This window comes from Claveliimonas monacensis (genome assembly GCF_014982975.1).
Lineage (GTDB): Bacteria > Bacillota > Clostridia > Lachnospirales > Lachnospiraceae > Claveliimonas > Claveliimonas monacensis.
Map to the genome: position 1 here is coordinate 552502 of NZ_JADCKL010000001.1, position 25102 is coordinate 577603.

The 25102-nt window shown below is 54.3% G+C and carries 25 protein-coding genes; 4 read left to right on the top strand and 21 right to left on the bottom strand.

The window, feature by feature from the left end:
• Positions 1-29 precede the first annotated feature (29 nt).
• A complete protein-coding gene (locus INF30_RS02725; RefSeq protein WP_226394145.1) occupies positions 30-491 on the bottom strand; it encodes an RrF2 family transcriptional regulator in 462 nt (153 codons plus the stop codon).
• Between the two features lie 171 nt (positions 492-662).
• Between INF30_RS02725 and INF30_RS02730 the strand changes: the two genes are divergently transcribed.
• Positions 663-1985, top strand: coding sequence for a polysaccharide biosynthesis protein (locus INF30_RS02730; RefSeq protein WP_226394146.1), 1323 nt, complete (start codon positions 663-665; stop codon positions 1983-1985).
• On the opposite strand, the gene INF30_RS02735 is transcribed toward INF30_RS02730, so the two are convergent.
• Positions 1955-2530 carry a flavin reductase family protein gene (locus INF30_RS02735; protein WP_226394147.1) on the bottom strand — a complete coding sequence of 192 codons (576 nt, stop codon included), beginning with the start codon at positions 2528-2530 and terminating at the stop codon, positions 1955-1957. The two genes, INF30_RS02730 and INF30_RS02735, sit on opposite strands and share 31 nt — an antisense overlap.
• Positions 2531-2578: 48 nt before the next feature.
• Complete coding sequence (locus INF30_RS02740; RefSeq protein WP_076780801.1) at positions 2579-4213, bottom strand: putative manganese-dependent inorganic diphosphatase; 1635 nt, start codon at positions 4211-4213, stop codon at positions 2579-2581.
• Positions 4214-4407: 194 nt separating this feature from the next.
• Here INF30_RS02740 and INF30_RS02745 point away from each other — a divergent pair, with 194 nt between their 5' ends.
• Positions 4408-5094, top strand: a complete 687-nt coding sequence (locus tag INF30_RS02745) for a S1 RNA-binding domain-containing protein (protein WP_076777268.1) — start codon at positions 4408-4410, stop codon at positions 5092-5094.
• Between the two features lie 117 nt (positions 5095-5211).
• On the opposite strand, the gene INF30_RS02750 is transcribed toward INF30_RS02745, so the two are convergent.
• From INF30_RS02750 to spoIVA, 10 genes are all read right to left on the bottom strand, one after another.
• Entirely contained in the window at positions 5212-5565 is a 354-nt protein-coding gene (locus tag INF30_RS02750; RefSeq protein WP_076777267.1) for a hypothetical protein, read from the bottom strand.
• A 46-nt stretch (positions 5566-5611) separates the two neighbouring features.
• Complete coding sequence (locus tag INF30_RS02755) at positions 5612-6043, bottom strand: C-GCAxxG-C-C family protein (protein WP_226394148.1); 432 nt, start codon at positions 6041-6043, stop codon at positions 5612-5614.
• The gene (locus tag INF30_RS02760) at positions 6024-6917 is read right to left on the bottom strand and encodes a hypothetical protein (RefSeq protein WP_226394149.1); all 894 of its coding nucleotides are present in this window, start codon (positions 6915-6917) and stop codon (positions 6024-6026) included. Before INF30_RS02760 ends, INF30_RS02755 begins: the two co-directional genes overlap by 20 nt.
• Positions 6914-8845 carry an NAD(+) synthase gene (locus INF30_RS02765; RefSeq protein ID WP_226394150.1) on the bottom strand — a complete coding sequence of 644 codons (1932 nt, stop codon included), beginning with the start codon at positions 8843-8845 and terminating at the stop codon, positions 6914-6916. The genes INF30_RS02760 and INF30_RS02765 overlap by 4 nt, the downstream gene beginning before the upstream one ends.
• A gap of 15 nt (positions 8846-8860) precedes the next feature.
• Positions 8861-9748, bottom strand: a complete 888-nt coding sequence (gene hslO, locus INF30_RS02770; protein WP_076777263.1) for an Hsp33 family molecular chaperone HslO — start codon at positions 9746-9748, stop codon at positions 8861-8863.
• Between the two features lie 86 nt (positions 9749-9834).
• On the bottom strand, positions 9835-10545 hold the full coding sequence (locus INF30_RS02775) for a class I SAM-dependent methyltransferase (RefSeq protein ID WP_076780799.1): 711 nt from the start codon (positions 10543-10545) through the stop codon (positions 9835-9837).
• A gap of 45 nt (positions 10546-10590) precedes the next feature.
• Positions 10591-11067 carry a methylglyoxal synthase gene (locus INF30_RS02780; RefSeq protein WP_076777262.1) on the bottom strand — a complete coding sequence of 159 codons (477 nt, stop codon included), beginning with the start codon at positions 11065-11067 and terminating at the stop codon, positions 10591-10593.
• A gap of 35 nt (positions 11068-11102) precedes the next feature.
• Positions 11103-12671 carry a putative ABC exporter domain-containing protein gene (locus INF30_RS02785; RefSeq protein WP_076777261.1) on the bottom strand — a complete coding sequence of 523 codons (1569 nt, stop codon included), beginning with the start codon at positions 12669-12671 and terminating at the stop codon, positions 11103-11105.
• Complete coding sequence (locus INF30_RS02790; RefSeq protein ID WP_226394151.1) at positions 12668-13366, bottom strand: ABC transporter ATP-binding protein; 699 nt, start codon at positions 13364-13366, stop codon at positions 12668-12670. Before INF30_RS02790 ends, INF30_RS02785 begins: the two co-directional genes overlap by 4 nt.
• Before the next feature lie 167 nt (positions 13367-13533).
• A complete protein-coding gene (spoIVA, locus tag INF30_RS02795; RefSeq protein WP_076777259.1) occupies positions 13534-15006 on the bottom strand; it encodes a stage IV sporulation protein A in 1473 nt (490 codons plus the stop codon).
• A gap of 175 nt (positions 15007-15181) precedes the next feature.
• Between spoIVA and INF30_RS02800 the strand changes: the two genes are divergently transcribed.
• Both INF30_RS02800 and aroD read left to right on the top strand, forming a co-directional pair.
• On the top strand, positions 15182-16081 hold the full coding sequence (locus INF30_RS02800; protein WP_076777258.1) for a shikimate dehydrogenase: 900 nt from the start codon (positions 15182-15184) through the stop codon (positions 16079-16081).
• Between the two features lie 18 nt (positions 16082-16099).
• Positions 16100-16867, top strand: a complete 768-nt coding sequence (gene aroD, locus INF30_RS02805; protein ID WP_226394152.1) for a type I 3-dehydroquinate dehydratase — start codon at positions 16100-16102, stop codon at positions 16865-16867.
• Between the two features lie 119 nt (positions 16868-16986).
• On the opposite strand, the gene INF30_RS02810 is transcribed toward aroD, so the two are convergent.
• The 8 genes from INF30_RS02810 to INF30_RS02845 all read right to left on the bottom strand — a co-directional run bounded on the left by INF30_RS02810 (position 16987) and on the right by INF30_RS02845 (position 25091).
• The gene (locus tag INF30_RS02810; protein ID WP_076777256.1) at positions 16987-17589 is read right to left on the bottom strand and encodes a PepSY domain-containing protein; all 603 of its coding nucleotides are present in this window, start codon (positions 17587-17589) and stop codon (positions 16987-16989) included.
• A gap of 165 nt (positions 17590-17754) precedes the next feature.
• A complete protein-coding gene (locus INF30_RS02815) occupies positions 17755-19104 on the bottom strand; it encodes a sensor histidine kinase (protein ID WP_226394153.1) in 1350 nt (449 codons plus the stop codon).
• Positions 19104-19778, bottom strand: coding sequence for a response regulator transcription factor (locus tag INF30_RS02820; protein WP_226394154.1), 675 nt, complete (start codon positions 19776-19778; stop codon positions 19104-19106). The genes INF30_RS02815 and INF30_RS02820 overlap by 1 nt, the downstream gene beginning before the upstream one ends.
• 123 nt (positions 19779-19901) lie before the next feature.
• Complete coding sequence (locus tag INF30_RS02825) at positions 19902-20927, bottom strand: TRAP transporter substrate-binding protein (RefSeq protein ID WP_087173200.1); 1026 nt, start codon at positions 20925-20927, stop codon at positions 19902-19904.
• Between the two features lie 18 nt (positions 20928-20945).
• Positions 20946-22238 carry a TRAP transporter large permease gene (locus INF30_RS02830; protein WP_076777253.1) on the bottom strand — a complete coding sequence of 431 codons (1293 nt, stop codon included), beginning with the start codon at positions 22236-22238 and terminating at the stop codon, positions 20946-20948.
• Complete coding sequence (locus INF30_RS02835) at positions 22239-22739, bottom strand: TRAP transporter small permease (protein WP_191383636.1); 501 nt, start codon at positions 22737-22739, stop codon at positions 22239-22241. It abuts the gene before it with no gap.
• A gap of 167 nt (positions 22740-22906) precedes the next feature.
• On the bottom strand, positions 22907-24184 hold the full coding sequence (locus INF30_RS02840) for an MFS transporter (RefSeq protein ID WP_076777251.1): 1278 nt from the start codon (positions 24182-24184) through the stop codon (positions 22907-22909).
• Positions 24185-24215: 31 nt separating this feature from the next.
• Positions 24216-25091 carry a shikimate dehydrogenase gene (locus tag INF30_RS02845; protein ID WP_226394155.1) on the bottom strand — a complete coding sequence of 292 codons (876 nt, stop codon included), beginning with the start codon at positions 25089-25091 and terminating at the stop codon, positions 24216-24218.
• Positions 25092-25102 lie beyond the last annotated feature (11 nt).

Below are 25102 nucleotides of genomic sequence, written 5' to 3' on the forward strand. Positions count from 1 at the left end.
ATCGCTGACCGCGTTGTCTGTTCTTACATTTATTTTCTGCTGCAGGCCTTTTCTTTTTCCTCCTCGCCGGGCCTCAGCTGCCTGCTTTGCTCCACCAGGGCATCCAACATGATCCCGTTGACCGTGTCATTGATGCTGTCATTGATCTTTTTCCAGACATACTTCGTGACACAGCTGTCTGCCGCCTGGCAGCCTTCATCCGGGTGGTACGCCGCACACTCGGCCGGCTCCAGTTTTCCCTCCAGGGCCCGGAGCACGTCTCCCACCGATATCTGACCGGCCGGCCGGGCCAGTACATAGCCGCCCGCCGCTCCACGGATGCTCTTTACAAGCCCCGCTTTTTTAAGAAGCGCCATGAGCTGTTCCAGGTATCCCTCGGAAATGTCCTCCCGGGCGGAGATGCTGCTGATGGAGACCGGCTCTTCCTCGCTGTATCTGGCCAGATCAACAAGCGCCCGAAGCCCATATCGTCCTTTTGTGGAAAGCTTCACTGTCATCACCCTCCTTTAATTCCTAGTGTTTTACTTGGAATTCCTGTTAGTAGGATAGCACCCGGTCCGCCTTCCTGTCAAGCCTCTTTTTCTCCATTTTTCCCGCCCCGGGTTCCGCATATCCCCGCCTCTCCTTGAATATGCTGTAATAAAAGTGCCGCGGAGTCTGCCATGATACAAAAAAACACGATCATAAAGGGAGCTTTCATCCTGACACTGGCCGGGTTCGCTACCCGCTTTATGGGATTTTTTTACCGGATCTTCCTTAGCCGCACTTTCGGCGAAGAAAGCGTAGGCCTCTACCAGCTGGCCTTTCCGGTCTACGCCCTGTGCTTCTCTATATGTGCCGCCGGCATAGAGACAGCCATCGCCCGCAGCACTGCCGCCAGCCGTTCCCTGAAAGACCCGGTCCGCACAAAGGCGGGGCTCTACAGCGGTTTCACCCTGGCCATACTCCTGTCTTTTGCTCTTATGCTCTTTGTCCAGAAAGAAGCCGCTTTCCTCTCCCTGCGCTTCCTTGGAGAGCCCCGCTGCGCGCCCCTTCTTGTCATCCTCTCTCTGGCTCTGCCTTTTTCCGTGATGCACAGCTGTATCTACGGGTATTATATCGGGCTGAAGCGCACAAAGATCCCTGCCATCTCCCAGCTGTTGGAACAGACCGTGCGGGTGGGCGCTGTCATCTTTCTGTACTACTTTTTTGTGAACCGCTCTGTCCGGACAGGGATCGCTCTGGCTGCGGCGGGGATCGTGGCAGGAGAAGCCTCTTCCGCCCTGTACTGCCTGGGAAAGCTGCGCAAAGAGCAGGACATGGCAGCCCCCGGAAATGTCACTCTGGGCGCATACAAAAAGGGACTGGGGGAGATTCTCTCCCTGGCAGTCCCTCTTACCGGCAGCCGCGTGCTGCTCAATCTGCTGCAGAGCGTGGAAGCCGTCTCCATCCCTCTGAAGCTCCAGGCCTTTGGCCTCTCCTCCGGGGAGTCCCTGAGCACTTACGGCGTCCTGACGGGCATGGCTCTCCCCTGCGTCCTCTTCCCTTCTGCCATGACCAACTCCATTGCCACCATGATGCTGCCTACTGTGGCAGAGATACAGGTCTCCGGCAGCACCTCGGCCATGAAAAAAGTGATCCGGAAAGTATTTTTCTGCTGCTTTTCCTTAGGACTCCTGTTCTGCCTGGCCCTCGTCGTGACGGGAAATTTCATCGGCAGACTCCTCTTTCACAGCGCCGCAGCCGGACACTTTATCATCACCCTGGCCTGGATGTGCCCTTTTCTCTACACAAACAGCTGTCTGCTGGGCATTCTGAACGGCCTGGGCAAGACAAACATGTCCTTTGCCATAAACGTGACCGGACTTCTCCTTCGCATCGGCAGCGTGTTCCTTCTTATCCCGGTCTTCGGCATACAGGGATATCTGTGGGGCCTGCTTGCCAGCCAGATGGCCGTCTTTGCCCTCTGCCTTGCCTACCTGCGCTTTTTCTTCTTCACACTGTAGCCGAAACTGCCCTTTTTCTTTCCCAGCTCCAGGTATTCCCCGTGGGAATAGGCGATCAGCCCTGCATCATTCAGGCGGAACCGGCCGTCGGCGTCCATGTAGTCTTTGTCCACCTGCACGGCTTCCACCCGGGCCAGGAACATGTGATGGCTTCCCAGCTCTTTCACCTCTGTCACCCGGCATTCTATGTTGACAGGCGCCTCCTCGATGACCGGCGCCCAGTCAAGCCTGGAAGCCCTGCCAGGCGTCAGGTGCATCTCCTTCCATTTATCTGTGTCCCTGCCAGACTTTACGCCGCACCAGTCGGCCGCACGGAGCAGCTTTTCCGTAGTCAGGTTGATGACAAATTCTCCGCTGTCCCGAAGGAGGTCATAACTGTACCTCTGGGGCCGCACGGAGATATAGACCATGGCCGGGTTGGTACAGACAGTCCCTGTCCAGGCCACGGTGATAATATTGGTCCTTCCCTCTCTGTCCCCGCAGCTCACCATCACCGCAGGCAGGGGATAGAGCATATTGCCCGGCTTCCATATTTCTTTTGCCATATCCTCCTCTTACTCCTTTCTGTGTTCTCTCTGATCCGCCTGCGCTATCTACTGCTGGAGAGCGCTCACCAGCGCCGGAATAAGCTGCTTTTTCCTGGAAACAACTCCCTTCAGTATGACAGGGTCCATGTCATCAGGCAGCTCGAAAGCCTCCAGCACCGTCTCCTTTGCATTTTCTCCGGCACACAGAAGTTCTGTCGACTCGTGGAGGATGTGGGTGAGCATGAAATACACCATGTTCAGCTTATGCTCCTCTCTGGTCTGGCTCAGATAGGGGATGAGCTTCTTCTTGATCTCTTCCAGTTCTTCACCGCTCATGGAATTGATCTGCCCCACTCCAAACACCGTGTCGCCCACTGTAAACTGTTTAAAATCCTGGAAGCAGATCTCTTTTGCGCTCTTTCCCTTCAGATTGCTTCCCGCATTGAACATCTCGGCGGCCAGCTCTTCCAGGACAACCCCTGCTGTCTCGGCCAGCTTTTCCGCTGTTCTTCTGTCCATCTCTGTGCAGGTGGGGGAACGGAAAAGAAGGGTGTCCGAGATGATGGCCGCGCACAGAAGCCCCGCTGTCACCGGCGGGATCTCCACCCCGTTCTCCTCGTACATCTGGGTGACGATGGTAGCTGTACAGCCCACAGGCTGGTTCCGGAAAAATACCGGCCCCATAGTCTCAATGCTCCCGATCCTGTGGTGGTCTATGATCTCCAGGATATCTGCCTCCTCGATGCCGTCCACGGCCTGGGACTTTTCATTGTGATCCACCAAAATGACCTGCTTTTTCCTTGCATCCAGGAAGCGCCTCCTGGAGATAAAGCCCTTGAAATTCCCGTGCCGGTCCAGGATAGGAAAGTCGCGGAATTTCTTTTTCGTCATCTCTTCCTTGATGTTATCCACATAGTCGTCCATGTGGAACACAGTCAGAGGCCCCTTGCTCATGAAATACTTTACCGGGATGCTCTGGTTGATCAGCCTGGCCGCCGTGAATGTATCGTGGGGTGTCTTGATGACCACGATGCTCTGCTCCTCCGCCTTCCTGATCAGCTCCTCCGGTATGTCTGCCCCCTGGCAGACTACCAGGCAGCTGGCATCGATGTCCACAGCGCAGGCCTGAGACTCGTACCTGTTCCCCAGGATGACCAGATCGTCCCGGGCAATGAACTCAGCCATCATATCCGTGGTGGAAGCGCCCACAGCCACCTTCCCTTTCACAAAGCAGCCGTGCTCGTTGCCGGTGACGATCTCACCGTCCAGCGTGCGCACAATGTTGCGGTACTGGGTCCTGGCCTTGGCCAGGATTGTATTGTCATACACGTCCATGTAGGATTTTGCTATGTCCCCGGTGGAAATAAGCCCCACCAGTTCCCCGTCCTTCAGTACAGGAAGGGTCTTGACAGACTGGGATTTCATCAGTTCCCACGCCTCCCTGATAGAGACCCCGGGATCCACTCCCGTGATCTTGTGGATGTCCAGATCCTTCACCTGGAGCTTCACATCCTGCAGGAGCCTTGGAGCGTCCACCTTGAACCGGCGCAGCACATACTGTGTCTCCTCATTGATCTGGCCGGCCCGCTTTGCCACGAACTCCTTCCCGGTGATCTCCCGCTTCAGTCCGGCGTATGCTATGGCAGAGCAGATAGAGTCCGTATCCGGATTTTTGTGCCCTACAACGTAAACTTTTCTCATATTATCAACTCCCTGTTTCCTGACTTTTGCCAGATTATTGGTCCGTAAAATAAGCTTGCCATTTTTTCCCGTTCCAGTCAACTAAAAAATCCTTCTGTCTTTGCTTTTTTCTTTGAACAATCCCCCGGTTTCGTGCTATACTGTTACTAGTATGTGGAGACACATAAATACGGTGATGAGAAAGGACTAACAAAATGAGCGAAGAATTATTACAAGAGGAAAACAAACCGGAAGAGACAATGGCTGACTACGAGGAGCATTTCGACGATGCCAACCCATGGAATGTAGTACAGCGCTATATGGAAAACAAGACTACCCTTCCGGTAAAGGTGGAGGGAATCGTGAACGGCGGCGCCATCGCCATGGTGGAAGGGCTGCGCGGTTTCATCCCTGCGTCCAGGTTATCCTTATCCTATATAGAGGATCTGGAGACATATCTTCTCAAAGACATCGAGGTGCGCGTCATCGAGGTCAACCAGGCTGAGAACCGCCTTGTCCTGTCTGCAAGAGAGATCCTCCGGGAGAAGGAGAAAAAAGCCATGGAGGAAAAGATCGCCAACGTGAAAGTGGGCAGCGTGGTGAAAGGAAAAGTTGAAAGTTTGCAGACCTACGGCGCTTTTGTCCGTCTCGAGGACGGTCTGTCCGGGCTGGTACACGTGTCACAGATCAGCAGAAAGCGCGTGAAATCTCCGAAAGACGTGCTCTCTGTAGGCGATGAAGTGACGGTGAAGATCATCGGCCTCAAAGACGGCAAGATCAGCCTCAGCATGAAGGCTCTGGAGGAGAAGGAAGAGGAAGAAGAGGACATCAAGGTGGAGATCCCCAAATCTGAGAACATTGGCACCAGCCTTGGAGATCTGTTCAAGAATATCAAGCTGTAATCTTCCCGGCAGGCAGCAATGCCGCTGCCGCGTCCATTTTCAACACATAACAGGCAAAAAGACAGCGGATCGTACTCTTCCGCTGTCTTTTTTGTATCTAAAATCCCATCTGCTCTCTCATCGTCTTTTCCGCTCCAGCAGACAGAGAGGAATGCCGATCTTAAAGAGGAGAGAGGCGAACAGCAGCAGCGCTGTACATGCAGATGCAGCCATCTTGCCGCCCCTGGTCTTTCCGATCTGATTTCTCAGCTGTATGACCCTGTCCTCCAGCGTCTCTTTCCTCTTGCCAGCTGTCTCCAGGACAACTTTGACAAGGGCAAAAAGCTGGACTGCCAAAAAGACCCCCGCCAGGGTATCTCTGACCCTGCTCCCTGTTCCCTTTATGACCGCCCATCCACTGGCTGCCACAGAGATGCAGGTGGCAACGTGATGCAGGCATACAACAGCTTGTACTTCTCTCTCCATTTTCATGATCCAACATCCTCCTGTGATCATATATATGCGCCTGTTTTATCTTTTATGACACGATCTCCCATTTTTTCAAAAGTTCTTCCAGTATCTGCGCCGCATCCTCCACACATGCCATACAGCAGGGAAGGGGCTGCGGGCCATCCTCTGTCTTCAAGTCACGGCAGTACAGAGAACCCCTCTTCTCTTTGAAGAGCTCTGCAGCCTCCTGAAATTTAGCGTATGTATCCAGCTTTGTGCGGGTTGGATCCTCCATATCCCCGGCACTGTTTGCCAGGCTGATGATGAGGAACATGCCCATGACAGCCCCGCATGTGTCTTTCAGTCCGCCTATACCGGAACCGAATCCCTCTGTCAGGCGGAACATGTCCTCCCTGCTCACCCCGTACTTTTCACAGACCGTGCAGGCCACGGACTGACAGCAGTTATAGATCTTGTTAAAATTTTCTGCTGCCTTCTCTCTAAGCCTCAGTTCCTCCACTTTGCTCCTCTCCTTCCTCTTCCGTTTTTGTCGTCTCCTGTGGATGCAGGAACTGAGCCGCATCCTTTACAAAGAAAAGCCTGTTCCCATATTTTTCTACAAAGGTAAAGGCTGCCCGGGCAGCGGCTTCATTTCCGCAGTCCTGCTCCAGCACCGCCTGCTGCCAGGCTCTTCCCACCTTGGTCCACAGATCCGTGCCGCCTTTGTCAGACAGATGGAGCCACTCCTGATAAAACCGCCAGGCGGATTCATAGTCCTTGTTGGCTCTCGCCCGCTTCAGATTGTTCACCGCACAGAGGATCTGCATATTTTTTGCGTCCTGTTTGCTGCTGATCCTACGCTGAAACTCGTTTTCCAGCTCTCTTACCTTGTCGCCCATGCCAAAGCGAAAGTACAGACTGCTTTTGAGCATATAGTAATTCAGCCGGTTGGTCTTTTTAAATGACCCCGGATCTGTGTGCATGATGGTATCCATCGCCTGCTGAAAATTTCCCTGGTAATACTGGGCTATGGCAAGGTTCAGCTGCTTCAGATTTTCGTTCCCCATAAAGCCTATATGGTAGACGCAGGCCTCAAAAAGGTAGGGGTCGCATTCTTTCTGCAGCGCCCCGTAGATCCAGGAAATTCCTGTCTTTGCCACCAGCGCCAGAATGCCCAGCACGGCAAAATGCACGACGATGACGCAGATCTGCATCATCCCTCTCCCGTATGCCCGCATCCAGGCCTGCATGGGGAACACGCCAAAGATCATATAAAGAAGGTGGATAACAACCAGCGCGTAAGCCGCCCAGCCCAGACACTGCCTGATGCGGCAGCGGCGCACCCGCCTGTCAACCTCCCTCTGGTCAACTCCCGCCATTTCTTCTACTGTCATACGTTCGTGCCTCCTTTTGCCGCCTGCTCCAGATCCCGGAGCCACACATCCGCACAGGCATCACTTGGCATCCGCCAGTCGCCTCTTGGCGAGAGTGCCACCGTACCCACTTTGGGGCCGTCCGGAAGGCAGGATCTCTTGAACTGCTGGCTAAAAAACCTCCGGCAGAAGGTATGCAGCCATTTATAGATAGTCTCTTCGTCATACTCGCCCGCAAAAGCCTCCCTGGCGATCCGGTAGATCTTGGAAGGCTCGTAGCCAAAGCGGAGGAAATAATACAGATAGAAGTCGTGGAGCTCGTAGGGTCCTACCAGATCCTCCGTCTTCTGGGCGATCTGGCCGTCCTTCGGCGGAAGGAGCTCCGGGCTCACCGGTGTGTCCAGCACATCGTAGAGCACGTCTTTCATCTCCCGGTCCTTTTCTGTGTCCGCACAGTACTGCACCAGATGGCGCACAAGCGTCTTGGGCACGGAGGCGTTGACCCCGTACATGGACATGTGATCCCCGTTGTAGGTGGCCCACCCGAGCGCCAGCTCCGACATGTCCCCTGTACCGACCACAAGTCCTCCTGTCTGGTTGGAAATATCCATAAGCACCTGGGTCCTCTCCCTGGCCTGGGAATTCTCGTAGGTGACACTGTGATCCTCTATGTCGTGTCCGATGTCCCTGAAATGGCTTTCAACGGAGTCAGCGATCCGCACTTCCCGCAGCTGCGCCCCCAGCTTCAGGGCCATCTGGCAGGCATTGTTGTAAGTCCGGTCTGTGGTTCCAAAGCAGGGCATAGTGACAGCGATGATCTGGCTTCTGTCCATTCCCAGCATGTCAAAGGCCCTGGCTGTCACCAGGATGGCAAGCGTGGAGTCCAGCCCGCCGGAAATCCCCACCACTGCACTCCTTGCGTGGGTGTGGGCCAGCCTCTTCTTCAGGCCCATGGCCTGGATGGTCAGGATCTCCTCGCATCTTCTGTCCCTCTCCTCCTTTGCGTCCGGCACAAATGGCCTGGAGGGGAACTTCCTTGTAAGCTTAGTCTCTGTCAGCTCCAGCCGGAAGGGAACCCTGGCAAGATAGCGCTCCCGGGCCGCCTTAAACGTAGTGTTCTTCCTGCGCTCACTGATCAGCCGCTTCACATCGATCTGGGCGTAGACCACGCCATTTTTAAACCGCTCTCCCTCCGCCAGGGTGGTGCCGTTCTCAGAGATGATATTGTGTCCCCCGAAGACCAGGTCCGTGGTGGACTCGCCCTCCCCGGCATTGGCGTAGATATAGGCCGCCATGAGGCGGGCCGACTGTCCCTCGATAAGACTCTTTCTGTACGCCGCCTTGCCGATGGTCTCGTCGCTGGCAGAGCAGTTGACAATGACCGTGGCCCCCTCTCTGGCTGCCTGGATGCTGGGCGGCACGGGAGACCAGACATCTTCGCAGATCTCCGCCGACACGATCAGGTCCGGCATGACATCTGCCTCAAAGAGGATCCGGGGACCGAACAGGACCTTCTCCCCCTCAAAACAGATGCAGCGCACCTCCCCGGGGCCTTCCCGGAACTGACGCATCTCGTAGAACTCCCCGTAATTCGGCAGGAACGTCTTTGTGGTAAATCCCAGGATCTTTCCCCTGTTCAGAGCCGCCGCCACATTGTAGAGCTCTCCCTCTACCGCCAGGGGCATTCCCACGAAAATGAGCGCATCCTTTTCTTCTGTGGCCGCCGCCACCTGGCAGATCGCCTTTCTGGCCTGCGCAAGGAGCACGTCCTGGGTAAAGAGATCTCCGCAAGTGTAACCGGTGAGGGCAAGCTCAGGAAACACCACGATCTTAGCCCCCTCCGACGCCGTCTCGTCGATCAGACGGCAGATCTGTTCTTGATTGTAAGCCACATCCGCCACCCGGATATCCGGTGTGGCTGCCGCTACTTTTACAAAACCGTGTCTCAAGGTCTACACTCCTCTCTATTTTTTGCTTCTTTTCAGTATGTTCTTCAGCTCATCCACCGAGTAGCTGTAGGCTGTGTTGCAGAAATGACATTTCACTTCAATGTCCTTTCCCTCGTCGATCATTTCCCTGATATCTTTGGCACCGATGCTGGCCACAGCACGCTCCACCCTCTCTTTAGAGCAGTTGCAGTAAAAACGGGCCGGCATAGTGTCTGTGATCTCCAGATCCAGTCCCTCTGTGAGATCCTCGAGGAGACGCTGGGGCGTGTACCCCTCCTCCAGAAGTCTGGTCACGGACGTGATCTTTCCCACATTCTCCTCCAGGCGGCTGATCACCTTCTCCTCGGCAAAAGGCATGAGCTGCACGATAAAACCGCCCGCGCACTTCACAGTATTGTCTTTCTCCATGAGCACGCCCAGCCCCACAGAGGAGGGCACCTGCTCTGAATTTGCAAAATAGTAGGTCAGATCCTCCGCGATCTCGCTGGTCACGAGGATAGTCTGACCTGAGTAGGGCTCTTTGAGCCCCATGTCTTTGATGACCGTGAGAAGGCCAATGCCCACGGCTCCTCCCACATCCAGCTTCCCGTTCTTGGGAGGCAGGATCACGTCCGGGTTCTGCACGTATCCTTTCACATCTCCGCGGCTGTCTGCTGTCACCGTGATCCCCCCTAAGGGACCGTCCCCATTGATCTGAAGGGTCAGCACGTCCGTGTCATTTTTCATCATGCTTCCCATCATGGCGCCCGCTGTCAGAAGGCGCCCCAGGGCCGCCGTAGCCACCGGGCTTGTGCCATGGCGGCTTCTCGCCTCCTCCACCAGCTCTCTTGTGGTGGCCGCAAAAGCCCTGATCTGTCCTCCCGCGGCAGTTGCCCTTACAATATAGTCTTTCTCCTGTGTCATCTATCTTTGATCCTTTCTCTTCTCATCTTTTTTTGACTCATGTATCATTTTAATATTTTTTCCCATACTTGACAAGGGAGCGCAGATCATTTTCCGCACTCCCTTGCTATGATGGTTATCCTCTCGCTCTCCGGGCCGGCTTCCCTGTCTGTGTAAGCCTCCCGCGCCGACTGGAAGACCAGCCCGCTCCTGTCCAGCAGTTCCTTTATCTCCTCCAGGGTGTAGGCCCTCTGGAAATGCTGCTCTTTGTACTTCCGATAAAGGCCGCCCTCCTCCTGTATGAACAGGGTCAGCTCGTAGGAGTTGATCCTCTCCTCCTCATCGTAATAGTTGTCCCAGATAAAGCTGCAGTCATCCCTGTCCTCGGCAATGGTCTGCTCTCCAAGGGTCTCCCTGTACTTGTACTCTGTGTTAAAGTCAAAGAGAAAGATGCCTCCCGGATCCAGATAATTGTTCACAAGCCGGAACACCTCCAGCAGTTCTTCCGGCTCCGTAATGTAGTTGACACAGTCGCAGGCGCTCACTGCCGCCCTGACAGTGCCGTAGAGCTCGAACTCGCGCATATCCTGCAGCAGGTATAGGATATCGTGTCCGCTCTTTTCCTTTTTCTCAAAGGCCGCCTCCAGCATCTCCGGCGAGCTGTCCACGCCGATCATGTCATACCCGGCACCTGCCAGCTCCTCGGTCATGCTCCCTGTCCCACATCCCAGATCCAGGACAAGGCCGTCTTCTATGCCCTGCTGCCGCAGCGTTTTCTCTATGTACCCGGCCCACTCCCGGTAGGGCACATTGTCCATAAACGTGTCATAGACTTCCGCAAAAGTCCCGTATGCTTCCCCCACTTATTTCATCCTCTCCACTCTCTGCTGGATCGTCCTGTTAAAATTCTCGATCTTTCTGGCGTAGGGCTCAGACATATATTTAGAATTGAGCATGAAATCTGCCGTGGCAAGATTGTTGGCAATGGGGATGTCGTAGACCACGGCGATGCGCAGCAGCGCCTTTACATCCGGGTCGTGGGGCTGTGCCTCCAGAGGATCCCACAGAAAGATCATAAAATCGATCTGCCCCTCCACGATCTTGGCCCCAATCTGCTGGTCGCCTCCCAGGGGGCCGCTGCAGAATCCTTTCACCGGCAGTCCGGTCTTCTCTGCGATGAGTTTTGCCGTGGTCCCTGTCCCGCAGAGAAAATGGCCTTTCAGTATCTCTTTATTCCTGTCGCACCAGTCCACCAGCTCCTGCTTCTTCCCGTCGTGTGCTACCAGCGCGATGTGTTTTGTCTTTCCGATCTCAAGAGTGACAAATTCTTCCTCCAACATTTTGTGGCCCTCCTTGCATGTTGTCCTTATTTTTCCTAATCCCACTGCTCCATGCACTCAAATCTTGGAACGGTAAGAGCAGCGATCAGCACTGTAATTATCATACTATAAATCGGCACGATTAAAAAGAGTAAATTTGTATTTATCAAGTAGGCCGCCGGGATGCTGACGAGGGCACCGATCCCCAGGATACCGCCCTGGACTGCCAGGAGAAAGAACTGTTTTCCCGTTGTTCCCAGGGTGTCCCCCAAAAGGCTGTCCCCCAGCACCTTGATGTAGAGCCTGTTGGCCTGAAGTACAACATAAGACAGGATGATGCCGGCGATCTGGTACGGGGCCAGTCCCCAGGCCAGGCCTGTGGGAACCACAAAGAGCACGGCATCGATAAGGGCTTTGAGGTGCTCCAGGCAGGTGGCATACCACAGCTTCTTCGCAGCCGGCTCAGGGATCAGGTAAATGTAGGGAAGCTCCAGCTCTTTCCCCCATTTCCCCATGTATCCGGTGCCCACAAATACCATGTAGACCGCCACGCCCATGAGCACCAGCTCCGGCGGCAGGTCTTCCTGGGGCCGTCCCACAAAGAAGATGCAGACCACCGCTCCGATGAGGGCGGCCAGCGTAAAGCCTGTGAAGATGAAGAAACGCTCCTTTTTGTACTCCAGAAGCTGTCGGCTGAAGATGGCTCTGGCACCGCTCCCCCAGCCTGAGAGGGATGCCTTCTTCAGTTTCTTTTTCCCAAAGCCTAAGCTGCTCTCACCCTTTTGGTTCCTCTTTCTGAGCTCCGCGTAGTCGTCCGCGAATTTGGCTGCATCCTCGTAGTAGGCTCCCGTGCAGCGGATCTTCCAGGCCACAAGAAACATCCCCGTACAGGCCAGTAGGAAGAGCACCGTGCCGATGACATTCCACAGGTCCGGGCCGGTCACAAGAAGGCTAACTGCAGCCACTTCCCATCCGGCCACCGGCAGAAGACGGATCACAGGGGAGCGGAAGAAGGAAAGGACCGCTGCACCGCTCAGGCCCTGAGTCATAAAATGCCAGGCAATGACTCCCAGCACTGTCCCGATCAGAACGTAGATTAAAAGGCGCAGAGAGCGGATCACTTTTTTAAACCGTTCTTCTCCTGAATAGAGAAAGACCATCAGGCTTGTCTCAAATACTGTCTCAAACACAAAACAGAAGACAAAAAGCAGGACGCCTCTTAAAGGCTCCACATGAAAGACTGTCACCGCCGCTATGGAGAACAGAAGGTCTGCCACAAAGGACAGGGTGTAATTCAGCACTGCCCCGTGGAGCAGAACCAGCTTGGAGCTGATAGGCGCAGTGAAGATAAAGTGCGCGTGGCTGGGCCGAAAGAGTACTCCCTTCAGCTTTGCGTAGGACAAAAAATTGCTGCAGAAGATAAAGTAGAGCCACACTGTCATAACATAGACGATCCCCTCCTTGTAGGCAATACCCCCAGCCGCCGCCAGAGAGGCAAAGGCGGCCAGGATCCCCACCACATAGAAGATGCCCAGCGCTATATAGAGGTAAGTTACCGGCTTTCTCACAGCCTTCCTTGCCCGGTTGATAAAGCTTCTCTTCGTCATATACAAAAGCGCTCTCATCTCTTCTCACCACCTGTCACTTCAAAGAACAGATCATCCAGATCTCTGTTCCCCACATCTTCCTTCCGGAAAGAGGCCTTCACATGGCCTTTTTCCATGACAAACATGATATCCCAAAGGTCCTCCACCATCTCCAGCATGTGGGTGCTGATAAGGACGGTCACCCCCTGGCTCTTAAGCTCCAGGATGACCTCCTTCAGCTCCCGGATCGCCTGGGGATCCAGACCTACCATGGGCTCGTCAAAGAGGATGACCTGCGGTTTCACCGCCAGAGCGCAGAGGATGCTGACTTTCTGCATCATTCCCTTTGACAGCTCATTTCCCAGCTTGTCTGCCTTGTCCGTCATCTCAAACCGCTCCATAAGACGCTCCACTTCCTGGTCTGTGATCCTGCTTTTGTAGGCCATCCGGATATATTCGATATGTTCCCGCACAGACAGCGCCTCGAACATGGAGGGGATCTCCGGCACATAGCCAAAAATCCTCTTTGCCTCCAGCTCTCTGGAGGGAATGCCCTGCACCCGGATCATCCCCTCGTATCTCAGAAGGCCCGCTATGCTCTTGATGATGGTGGATTTCCCCGCTCCGTTTGGCCCCAGAAGGATCCCCACGCTCCCGTCCGGCACAAAAAAGCTGACCTGGTCCACCGCCAGGTTTTTCCCATACATTTTTCTAAGTCCCTGTACCTCTAACATCTTCTTCTCCTCTTTATTCCCAGGCTCTAGTCTTGGTTCTTCTGCCTGTATACTCTTGTTTTGTATTAGTATTATAGTACAATTATACATGTAGAAGGCGGATCTGTCAATATGCGGCGCACGCAAGCTGGCAGACAGCCGCTCTTTCCTGACAGATCCGCTTTTTCTCAGATAATAATGCAGACCATTCCCCCGTTGATGTCATTCACCACTTTCTGCATGGTATCCTGCAGTTTGGCCTGGCTGTCGTCGCCGATCATGGCGATCCTGCTCTGCATGCCGTCCATGACCAGCTCCTCGATGGTCTTCCCGAAAATATTTGTCTCCCAGATCCCCCCTTCCGTCTCCCTCCTGTCTTTAATATAGCGGATCAGGTCTTCCGCCTGCTGCTCGCTGCCCACGATGGGGGCAATCTCCGTCTCAATATTGGCCTTTATAAGGTGGATCGTGGGGGCGTGGGACCGGATCTTCACTCCGAATTTATTTCCCTGGCGTATGATCTCCGGCTCATCCAGAGTGATCTCCTCCCGCCCCGGTTTCACCACCCCGTAACCTTTCATCCTGACGCTGTCGAAGGCCCCTCTGACGCACTCGTACTCGTTTTTCATGGCGGAGAGTTTTTTCAGTTCACAGATCAGTCCATACTGTCCATTGATCCGGGCTCCGGTCATCTCGCTGAGCATCTCATAGTAGAATGCCTCCCCAATGTCCATGCGTATCTTCACACATCCTGTGTCCATCTCGATCTTTTCCAGCCGCATTTCCTCTATGTAGGGGCTCTCCGGCGTCTCGATCCCATGCGCTGCATCCCGGATCTGGTGTATCTGCTCCAGAAGATCCCTGACACAGGCTGTCAAGTCCTGCCGTATCTTGTGGTCCGTCGGCAGCATCTCAGCCCACCTAGGGATAAAGAACTGTATCTCCGACACAGGAAACTCAAAGAGCACTGCCTCCATGATCCGGTGGATATCCTCCTCTTTCAGCTGCTCGCAGTTCACCGGAAGAGCCTGCACCTTATAAGTCTCCTGGATATGCTGAGCAACCCGCTTCGCCTCCTCCCCCGCCGGACGGCGGCTGTTCACCAGCACCACAAAGGGCTTCCCGATCCCCTGCAACTCCCGGATAGTCCGCCCTTCCGCCTCCTCGTAACTGCTCCGCGGGATCTCGCCGATGCTGCCGTCAGTGGTCACCACAATGCCGATGGTAGAGTGCTCATGGATAACCTTCTCCGTCCCCACAGCTGCCGCCTTTGTAAAGGGGATCTCATAGTCAAACCAGGGCGTCTTCACCTTTCTCTCCTGTCCTTCCTCCTCGTGGCCGGACGCCCCCTCCACCATGTAGCCCACACAGTCGATGAGCCGGATCTTCACCGACACATCCTCTGTCAGATCTACCTGCGCCGCCTCTTTGGGAACAAACTTGGGCTCTGTTGTCATGATGGTCCGGCCGGAGGCGGACTGGGGAAGCTCATCCACGGTCCTGGCTTTTACATTTTCGTCCTCCAGATGGGGAAGGACCAGCACATCCATAAACCTCTTGATGAAGGTAGATTTTCCGGTCCGCACCGGGCCCACGACTCCTATGTATATCTCTCCTTTTGTCCTGACCTGTATGTCCTTGTATAACTCATAATGATCCATATATCCTGCCCCTTCCACATGTGCTGTTAGAATATATGCAGATGCTGTCCTTTTTAGAATTTTCATTCAATAGATTTCATCTATGGGTTCTGTGCATATTAAGTATTTGATTGACCGTGTCTGTTTTGTTAAAATAAAGACATACAAAAGTTTTTATCAAAAGGAGCGATGAATTATGGAAAGACACCAGATCACCGGGCATACAGAACTGATCGGACTGATGGCGTATCCGATCCGCCATTCCCAGTCGCCTGCCACCCACAATGCCGCCTACGAAAAGCTGGGCCTGGACATTGTCAACCTTGCATTTGAGGTGGATGCAGACGACCTGGAGGACGCCATCAAAGGGCTGAGAGCTCTGAAACTGCGCGGTTCCAATATCTCCATGCCAAATAAGACCATTGTCCACAAATATCTGGATGAGGTATCTCCCGCCGCCAAACTCTGCGGGGCGGTCAACACCATCGTAAACAAAGACGGCTATCTGATCGGCCACAACACGGACGGCATTGGCTATGTGCAGTCCCTGAAAGACAACGGGATTGATCCCACCGGAAAGAAAGTCACGATCGTGGGATCCGGCGGAGCAGCCACAGCCGTGCAGATCCAGTCCGCCCTGGACGGCGTGGCCGAGATGTCTATCTTTGCAAGGGATGATAAGTTTAAAGACAACGCCATTGAAACTGTGAAAAAGATCAATGAGAACACAAACTGTAAAGCAGTCTTCTATCCTCTGGAGGATCTGGACCGCTTAAAAGAAGAGATGGCTTCCAGCTACCTGTTTACTAATGCCACCGGCGTGGGCATGAAACCTCTGGAGGGCATCACCTATATACCGGACGCCTCCTTCTTCCGCCCGGACCTGATCGTGACCGATGTTGTGTACTCTCCCCACGAGACAGCCATGCTGAAGATGGCAAGAAAAGCCGGCTGCAAGACCATGAACGGCCAGGGCATGATGCTCTTCCAGGCTATCGCAGCCATTGAGCTGATGCTGGGACAGCGAGTGGACAGCGAGTACATGAAAGAAAAGCTGGGCATCTCCTATGTCTACACAGATGATGACGAAGACTGATCAGGAGGAGAAAAGATCATGAATACAGTAAAAGTAAGAAATCTGGAACTGGGAGGCGGCATCCCGGCTGTGTGCATCCCCAATGTGGGTAAGACAAAGGAGGAGATCCTCACACTCACAGAGCAGTACAAGTCCATGCCCATGGACCTGATGGAATGGCGGGTGGACTGGTTTGAGGGCGTGGAGGACACCCAGGCCGTATTGGATGTGCTGTCCGGCATCAGAGAAAAGCTGGGAGACACTCCTCTCCTCTTCACCTTCCGCACGAAAAAAGAGGGCGGCGTCCACGATATGGACACTGCAGCGTACATTGCCCTGAACAAGGCAGTGGCAGTCACAAAGCTGGCGGACCTGATCGATGTGGAGATCTTCACAGGAGACGAGATCGTCTCTGAACTGATCCACGCCATCCACGCATCCGGCACAAAGGTGGTTGCTTCCAACCACGACTTTGACCGGACGCCTGCAAAATCTGACATCGTTTACCGGCTGCGCAAGATGCAGGATATGGGAGCGGACATCCCCAAGATCGCCGTCATGCCAAGAAGCAAAAGGGATGTGCTGACTCTCCTGTCCGCCACGGAGGAGATGGCCTCCGACTATGCGGACCGCCCCATCATCACCATGTCCATGGCAGGCCTTGGCAGCATCAGCCGTCTCTCCTGCGAGGTCTTCGGCTCCTGCCTCACCTTTGGCTCCGGTTCCATGGCCTCCGCCCCGGGGCAGATTGGCGCGCAGGAACTTAAAGAGGTCCTGACTTCCGTACACAATGCACTGGGCAACTAGATTCCAGGCATAAAACATATAAGTATATACGTACAGGGCAGGAACCGGACTTTCTCTTTTCGTCCGGCTCCTGCCCTGTCTTTCTTCTCACACTTTTCTATCGTTTCCTGTCAGGGGACTTAATGTCTCTCCTCGCTCCATTTTAGGAAATTTCCAGTCTGTGCGTCGATCTCAAATTCATATTCTTTCTGGTCGTAGATGACATCTCCCTCATAGATGTAGTAGCCGTCATCGTACTCCAGCTCCATGCGGATATCGGCGTCCGTTGCCCCGGGCACTCTCTCCAGTGCTGCAGCCCTGGCATCTGCCTCGCTGACTGCCACATCCGCCGCTGCTGTCCCGCTGTTTGTGCTGGGCGTATCATCGGTTCCGCTGTTTGTACCAGCTGTATCATCTGTTTTTCCGGCTGTATTGTTCTGCGCTGCCGTACCGTTTGTCTCCACATCCGCGCTCAGTATCTCACCGTTGGCACCGTTGATGTCATAGCTGTACTCCTTTTCGTCCACGCTGAACTGCACGTCATACTGAAGCATCCCATCATCCCTGTCTTTTTCCACCTTCAGTCTGGATGTATCGGACTCGCTCACGCCCGCATCCTCGAAGGCAATCCTCTTGGCCTCGTCCTGTCCTATATCCTGTCCCGAGGAGCCGCACCCTGTCACGATGCCTGCTGCCAGTGCCACTGCCAATACTGCTGTTGTCAATCTCTTATATCTTTTCATCTTATTTTTCCTCTCCCGGCCTTTTGTCTGCCGGTCCTTTCCTGCTTATTTTTTATAGTTGTGTTCCTTTGTTGTATTTACTATAACCAGAAAAGATTAAAACAACATTAAAATGAAACAGATTTTTTCAGGATTTTTATAAGGCTCCTGCTCCCTTTCTTCTTTTTACAGAGGAAATCTGCAAGTAAACGTGCTCCCTCTTCCCTTCTCACTCTCCACGGCCACCTCGCCTCCATGCTCCTTCGCGATCCATTTTACGATGGAAAGGCCAAGTCCGGAGTGGCTGCTGTCGCCGCGGGAGGCATCTGCCCGGTAAAACCGGTCCCAGATCCGGGGAAGATCCTTCCCGTCAATGCCCACGCCATCATCCGCCACCGCAAGTACAGCCTCCTGTTCTTCCCGGTGGAGAGACACCTTCGTAGTCCCTCCCTCCCGGCCGTAGGCAATGGAGTTGGAGATAAGGTTCACGAGAAGCCGGATAAAAAAGCTCTCGTCCGACTCCATCACAATCCCCGGCTCAATGTCCGTCACAATGGAGATGTGCTTCTCATCTGCCAGGAGCTGCTGTTCTTCCGCCGTCATCAAGGTCAGCTCGCTGATATCCAGAGGCTCCTTCTGGAGCACCTGGCGCCCCTGGTCCGCCCGGGACAGAAGAAGGAGCTGGGAGATCATGGCAGACATGTCCCCGGCCTTTTTCCGGATGGCCTCTAACTGTTCTCTCTGCGGCTCAGACAGGGAAGGGTCTGACAGCAGCTCCTCGCTCTGGAGCAGGATCACCGCAGCCGGGGTCCGCAGCTCGTGGGACACATCAGAGGTAAACTGCCTCTCCCTGTCAAACGCCTCCTGAAGCTCTGAGAGCAGCTGGTCAAAGGTGTCCGCCAGATGGTAGATCTCGTCCCTTCCATCAGGCAGGTCCACTCTCCTGGACAGATCCGCCTCCTCCCGTATCTCCTTCACGGTGTCCGTGATCCGGCGCACAGGAAGCAGGGCTCTTCTGACAAACTGGTAGGACAGGAGGATCATCACCACCGCAAGAGCCGGCAAAAGGATGAGGGCAAACCGCAGCGTCACGGTGAAGCTGTTCTCCGCTCTTGTGACCGAGGTAATGCCACGGATATAGACAGAACCGTATCCCTGGATGCGGTGCTCCATGTCAAAGACATAGAATGTTTCCTGTCCCTCCCGGACCGTGCGCAGGGTGTCATGCTCAAAATCCGGCTGCCCGCCAAAGCCGGTGGGGATCCGCCCGTACAGGAACGTGCCGTCCACACCGTACACAGACAGATAGACCCCATTCTCCATGTTGTAAAAATCAGAGTCCACCTCCAGATATCCGCCCTCTGCTTCCAGCTCCTCCACACTGCCCTGCACCTGCTCCCGCAGATCTGACTGGACAGAGGAGAGGACCTCCTGGTTACTGAGGGAAAACAGGATTGCAAGAGCCGCCACGATAAGGAGGATCATAAATCCTCCGTACAGGCACGTCAGCTTCAGTTTGATCGACCATCTCTTCATCACTCTGCCCTCAGTACATAGCCGGCTCCCCGGACTGTGTGTATCAGTTTCTTCTCATGTCCCTCGTCGATCTTCCTGCGCAGATACCGGATATATACGTCGATGACGTTGGACCCTCCTGCGAAATCGTAGTTCCATATGTGCTGCTCCAGCTTGTCCCGGGAGAGCACGATCCCCTGGTTCTGCATCATATACCGCAGCAGCGTGTACTCCTTCCCGGACAGGCTGATCTCTCTCCCCGCCCGGGTCACCCTGTGGGTGTCCGTGCAAAGGGTCAGGTCCCCCACCGTCAGACAGTTCCCCTCTCCGCTCTGATCCGGTTTTCGCAGCATGACCCGTATCCGGGCCAGCAGTTCCTCCACCGCAAAGGGCTTTACAAGGTAGTCGTTGGCACCCGCGTCCAGCCCTGCCACCCGGTCCTCAATGCTGTCCCTGGCAGTCAATAGGAGCACCGGCAGGGACCTGTCCCTGGCCCGGATCTTCCGGAGCACGGTCAGCCCGTCCATGACCGGCATCATAATGTCCAGCACCACCGCGTCATACTCCGCCCCCGCCAGGTAGTCCAGGGCCTCCTGCCCGTCAAAGCAGGCGTCCACGCTGTAGTGCTCCGCTGTCAGCCTGGAAACCAGTATCTTGTTTAAATTTTTCTCATCCTCCGCTATCAAAATGCGCATGTCCTTCCCTCCATCCGCTGTCATATTTCTCTCTTCTCTTAACCTTACATGACAAAAGAGGATCCGTCAAGCAGACAGATCCTCACTAAATGTGTCAGCCGGACGGCTCTCTCAGCGGACGTTTTACTCTACTCCCATGTAGAGGTCCACAAGCTCATCTCCCGCCTGTTTTCTTATATTTTCATAGACCGGCTGGCATGCCTCCTGCATTTCCTCCCAGGTCTGCTGGTCGATCTCCACGATCTCCATGCCCTCTGCCGCCAGCTCTTCTTCCCGCTGCTCTCTTCTCTCGTCCGCGGACTCCCGGGCCTTCTCCTGGGCGATAGCGGCTGCCTCCCGGACAATCTGCTGCTGTTCCTTGTCCAGGTCCCGGAAAAAGTCGTCGCTGACAATGAGGGTGATATAGTCGGGGACCGCGTTGGTCTGTACCAGCACTTCCTGCTGCTCATAGAGCTTGGCGCTGACAATGAGTTCATAGGCGTTTTCCTGGGCGTCGATGGTGCCCTGCTGCAGGCCGATGTAGACCTCGCTGAAAGTCATGGGCGTGGGGCTGGCGCCCACCGCGTTCCAGAACTGGATGTGATAGGTGTTCTCCATGGTCCGTATCTTCTGTCCTTTAAAGCTCTCCATGCCTGTGAAGGGCTCGCTGCTGGTCATGACGCGGAAGCACTGGTCCGCCATGCCCAGGATCTGGTAGCCGGCGTCCTCGTAGATCCCCTGTATGACAGAAAAAAATTCCGGATCATCGATGGCCGCCCTGGCTTCCTCTATGTCGTCGAACACGCAGGGCGTGTCAAAGACGCACAGCTCCGGCATAAAGCTCACCTGAGGCGCCGGGGACTGGACCACAAAGGGGATATCCCCGTCCTTGCAGCTCTCCATCAGCTCTCTGTCCCCTCCCAGCGTGCTCTGGGGGTACACCTGGATCTCCATCTCTCCTCCGCTCAGGCGCTCCACTTCCTCCGCAAAGGTCTGCGCAAATACATGGGTGATGGTGTCCTCTGTGCTGCAGGTGGCCAGGGGCCAGGCGTAGGTCTGCTTCCCGGACGTATCTATTTTTCTGTCAGACACAGAAGAGCCGTAGACTATGACGCCCGCGCTGACAGCCGTAAGGAGGACAACCGTCACTGCACTCCATATCTTCTTCATCTTCTTTATCCTCCTTTTCTAGAGCAGCGCAAGGCTGATCTGGGGTATAAATGTGATCAGGATCAGTGCGATCAGGAAATAGCCGATCATGGGAAGGGCCCGCTTCGCGATCTGCACCACCGGAATATCTGTGAGGGAGCTTGCCACAAACAGGTTGACGCCGATAGGCGGGGTCACAAAGCCGATGGCAAGGTTCACCACCATCATGACTCCGAAATGGATGGAGTCCACTCCCACACCGTTCATGATGGGCAGGAGGATGGGAGTCAGTATCAGGATAGCCGGTGTGGTGTCCATGACCATTCCCACAAACAGCAGGAAGATATTGACCACGATCAGGATCAGCACTTTATTTCCCGCAAAGCTGTCCAGTATCCACGTGCTGATGGTCTGAGGCACCTGCATCAGGGTCAGCACCCTGGAAAAAGCGATGGACGCTGCCAGGATGAAGAGGATGGGCGCATAGGTCTTCACCGCCTCGGAAAAGACTGCGTACAGCTCTCTCCACTGCAGTGACCTGTACACAAACAGGCTGATGATCAGGGAGTAGAACACGGAGATGACCGCCGCCTCCGTGGGGGACGCCACGCCGGAGTAGATGCATCCCAGGATGATCACCGGCGAGAGGACTGCAAAAAAGCTACTCCTGAACACTCTCCACAGGCCTTTTTCCCGGAGTTTCCCGATTTCCTCGTTGATCTTCTCCTTGTCCTCCCCGTTCTTCCTGCAGTAGTACACCGCATAGACCATGAGAAGGACACCGATCAGGATGCCGGGGATGATGCCCGCAATAAAGATATCGCTGACAGACACGCCCGAGGCCATACCGTACATGATAAAGGGAATGCTTGGCGGAATGATGACTCCCAGGCTCCCCGCCACAGCCACAAGAGCTGTGCAGAACTTTTTGTCATAGCCCAGATGGACAAGAAGGGGGATGGTCATGCTCCCCACGGCTGCCACCGTGGCAATGCCGGACCCGGAGATGGCTCCGTAAAAGAGACAGGTCACCACTGCCGCACAGGGCAGTCCCGCTGTCCGCTTTCCTATAAAATAGGCAAACAGGTCAAAGAGCCTCTTGGAAATGCCTCCCCGCGCCATGATAATTCCCGACAGGATGAACATGGGGACCGCAAGGAGCGGAAAACTGTCCAGTCCGCCGAACATAGACCGGATCACGTAGCTGGCGCTGGCTGTAAAGGAAGAGTCAAAAACTCCCGGCAGAACAGAAACGATGCCCAGAGACACCGAAATCGGTATGGCTATGAGCAGGCAGACAAAAAATAAGATCATTACAACTGCTGATGACATTTACTCCTCCTCCTTTCCATCTCTTACTCCAAGGATGAGCTGCAGCCGGTACAGCCATTTCTGGATGAGCCGGATCACGCAGAGGACAAAACTGATCACGGTAAAAGACTGGATGATGTACATGGGGATACCGCAGGCAGGGCTGCGCTGACCGCTCTCCATACCCGCCGCGACATATTTCCAGGCAAAGGGGATCAGGTACGCAAAAAATACAAGTTGTACAGAGTAGCTGATGAGCCGGAAAATATGCACGCCCTTTCCCGGCAGCATGCCCACCAGCTGGTCGATCTTCACCGACGCGCCTTTTTTGATGCAGAAGCTGGCACTGATAAACCCGGAAACGATGAAGAGAAATCTTGTGATCTCCTCAGACCAGGAAAGCGATGAGCCCAGCACATACCTTGCCGCCACCTGAACGCCCATGACCAGCGTCATGGCGCACAGCATGATCAGGAGAAGGGCTTCCTCCAGATACTGGTCCAGCCATCTGAGTACTTTCATGTTGAAACCTCCCTGTCTTATAGCTTTTCACAGCATTATCTATTCTTTTTATCTATGATTTGTATATAAAATGGCCCGCTAGTCAGGATACATTCTATGATTATTGTGTCCATTCCAGCGGGTCACTTTTCACTCAGTCTTACTGTACTGTTTATGCACAGTATGTACTATTTCGTCAGAGCGCTCTTACCAAAGATCTTCTTATACTGAGATACAAGGTAGAGCATCATCAGGATGGCAATGACTGCTGCTGCAAGGAGAAGTCCCATCATAGTGTATACAGCTGCAGCCTCTCCGATAGAGGTGGTCATGGCTGATACAATGTAGGGCAGGAAGCAGCTTGCAAGTCCCATCCATGTATAGTAGATACCAGTGTTTCTTCCCTTCGGGCCGGGGCACATCTCCTGACGGATCCCAAGACCTGTCTGGAGTGCTCCGCCTGCTGCGAAGAAGCCAAGCAGGGCGATGGCCACATAGATCACAGCCACGTTGCTCACAAGGAGAACAATGGCGAGAGCCACTGCCGTAAAGATGGAGTCGATCAGGACTACCTTCAGCGGATTCCACTGCAGTTTACCCATCATAACTGCCCAGAATACAACGGCAATAACTGATCCTACTGTGTAGATCGATGTCATGCCCGCCGCCTGCGCCTCAGTCAGACCGCAGTTGCTCATACCGAAGGCCTTTGTGTACTGCTGCGCGCCGTACATGATGAACATACATACAAATCCGTAGAACATGGTAAAGAAGTTTACCAGTCCGCTTGGTTTTACAAGCATTCTTGCTCTTGCGGCCTCGATCTCAGCCTGTGCCGCATTCTCTGTCTTGCCGTCTGCTGTCTGTACGGTCTCTTTCATCTGATCGTCATAGGCAAAGGGTGCGATCACTGCCAGCACAACCGCAACGATGGACATAACAAGCGGAATCCAGATGTTGATGTGCCAGTTTCCTGCTGCTGAGAACTGCACAGCCAACAGCGGATAAATGATGCCGGACAGAGACACGAAGAATTTGATACCGATCAGAGCACTTCCTGCGTATCTCGGTTTTACAGACTCCTGAGCTGCCGGATACAGGGATGCATCCCAGAAACCGGACGTAGCTGCTCCTGAGAGGAATGCACATACACATGCGATGGGGAAGCTTGCCGTGAACAGAAGTCCCGCAAAGCAGATGATATAGAGCACGCCGCCCGCAACTGCCATCTTTTTACGGCCAATGCGGTCTGAGAATTCTCCGCCCAGCCATACAGTCAGCATTTTACCAAAGCCTGTCGCTGTGATCGCCAGGGACACGGCCGCCGCACCTTCCACTGCGTCCGTGTACCCCCACTGGGTGTAGAAGTTTACCTGGTTCTGTGACAGGATGATCGCCTGGATACCATGGGTAAAGTACGCCATGTACACCATTGCCAGTGATAAGATATACTTTTTCGCCTTCACTTCTCTTACTCCTTTTCTCGTTCAAACTGTATTATTTTGCCTGCTCTGCCTGGAACTTGTTGTACTCGTCCAGAGGCATTTTCTTTCCTACAAAGAGCTCGTAGTTGACAACGCCCTGCTGCTGGAGCATGCCCACGCCGCCGATGGCCTTGCATCCTGCCTCTTCAGCCTCCAGGATCATCTTTGTCTTCTCCGGATTGTAGACTGTGTCAGCTACTACAAGGTCCTTGCGGAAAAGGGACTTGTCGATGAGCGTCACGTCATCGTAGGGCTTCATGCCCATGATGGTGGCATTGATCACGATGTCGCAGTCTTTTACAGCCTCTGCCAGCTTCTCCTTGTCGTCCAAGTCATCTACTGTGACAAGGCAGTCCGGGCATTTCTGCGCCAGTTTCTCTTTTGTTCCCTCTGCTCTTGCATAGAACTCGTCTTTGATATTAAAGATGTGCACCTCTTTTGCTCCGTCCAGGGCAAACTGCACCTGGATGGCTGTGGCAGCGCCGCCTGCTCCTAGGATCACTGCCTTTTTGCCCTTCACGTCAAAACCATTGAGAGCCAGGTTGTTCACAAAGCCGATACCGTCTGTGATATGTCCTGTGATAACACCGTCATCATTGACAAAGGTGTTGCAGGCACCGATGATCTCTGCCGCCGGTGACAGCTTGTCCACCAGCTCTGCAGCAATGTTCTTGCAGGGCATGGTGAAGTTTCCGCCCCGCATTTTGAAAAGGCGGATGGCCTCAAATACTTTCGGCATCTGCTCCACAGTCACGTCGAACGCCAGGTACGCGTAGTCCAGTCCGTCGTGCTGGAAGCTGAAGTTGTACATGGCCGGGGAACCAGAATGTCCCACCGGGCTTCCAAATAATGCCATCAGTCCTGTATGTCCAGAAATTCTTTTTTCCATGATCTTTTCCT